At 76.0% G+C, this 1,422-nt stretch carries 1 protein-coding gene; it reads left to right on the top strand.

What is annotated here, in order from left to right; all coding sequences use genetic code 11:
- Positions 1-536: 536 nt before the first annotated feature.
- On the top strand, positions 537-1,307 hold the full coding sequence (locus E1289_RS37570; protein WP_131988945.1) for a M48 family metalloprotease: 771 nt from the start codon (positions 537-539) through the stop codon (positions 1,305-1,307).
- Positions 1,308-1,422 lie beyond the last annotated feature (115 nt).

The following is a 1,422-nucleotide window of genomic DNA, read 5'->3' as shown; positions in this document are numbered from 1 at the left end:
GGACCACACCTCCACCACCGCCACAGACCGCCCCGCCCCCGCGTAACGCCGTGCCGCCACCGGCGGAAGCGACCCCACCGCCAGGAGCGGCACCGACCCCAGCAGGGCCACCAACGCCTTGGGGCGCTCCACAGCCGTCACCAGAAGCAGCGCCACCCTCCCGGGGCGCCGCGCCGCAAACAGCGGGATCGACGCCACCCGTGCCGCAAATACCGCCAGCGCCGGAAACGTCACCACGTCCAGTAGGACCCTCCCCCTGGGCCGCTCCACCGCCCTCCCCAGAAGCAGCGTCCTCCCCAGAAGCGGCGCCGTCGGCGGGAGGGGCGGTATCGCGGGCAGAGGGGACGCCGTCGGCGGCTTTGGGCAGGGCGGCGGCTTCGCCAGGGGCCGGGAACGCTGCGTTGGCCAGGGGAACTGCGTTGTCGCAGCCGGAGGGTACGGCTCAGGCGGCCACGGGGTGGCACGTTCCTGGAGAGGGGCGGTTCCTTCCCCCCGGGCGGGCGGAGAAGTCCGGGCGGGCGGGTGTCTCGGTCGGGGTGATCGTTGCCGCGGAGGCCGTCGTCGTGGTGGCGGTCGCGTTCGGGTTGCACGTGGTCTGGCCCGTGTGGGGGGCGGGTGCGGCGGTCGCGGTGTGGGCGGTCATGCTGGTGGCGCCGGTGGCCGCTTCGCGTGCCTACGGTTATCGCGAGCCGGTGGACGCCGAGCGGGTGCGGTTGGAGCAGGCGTGGCGGAACGTCCAGCGGCGCGCGGGCGTGGGGGCGTATCGGCTGGTCGTCGTCGAGTCGGACGAACTGAACGCGTGCAGGCCGTCCGGCCGGACGGTCGCGGTCACGTCCCATTCGGCGCGTTCGCTGGAGCCCGGCCGGCTTGAGGCCGTGCTCGCCCATGAGCTGGGGCACGTGTCGGGGTGGCGGGCGGTTCCCGCGTTCGTCCACGCGCAGGTCACGTTGCCGAGCCGGGCGTTGCTGTGGGCGCTGCGGGGGGTGTGGGCCCCGATCGCCCCCATGTGGCAGCGGGCCGTCGCGTGGCACCGGCCGATCGGGTTCTTGGCGGTCTTCCTGCTGGCCGTGGTCGCGACGGTGGTCACGGTGCTGCTGGTCGCGCCGGCGGGGGTGGCGTTCGGCGCGGCCTGGGCCGCGCGTCTGCCGCGTGGGCGCGCGGAGGGTCGGGCGGACGCGGCGGCGGTGCGGCTGGGGTTCGGTGCCGAGCTCGTGGCGGCCGTGGAGCATCGCATCGAGAACGCCCCGCACGGGCTGCCGATGCCGCTCGTCCGGCGGGCTCAGGGGCTGCGGCGGCGGCTCGGCTGAGCGGTCAGCCCTTGCCGCCGAAGAGCGGCGGCGGGCCCTGGCGGGGGTCGTCTGATGCACGCGGGCCCGACTGCTGGCCGGGGGGCGGGCCCGGGTCGGCCGCCAGGGGCACACG

Origin of the sequence: Actinomadura sp. 6K520 (assembly GCF_004349245.1) — a bacterium.
GTDB lineage: Bacteria > Actinomycetota > Actinomycetes > Streptosporangiales > Streptosporangiaceae > Spirillospora.
The sequence above is the reverse complement of the archived record's forward strand: the minus strand, read 5'-3'. Positions and strand labels throughout refer to the sequence as shown.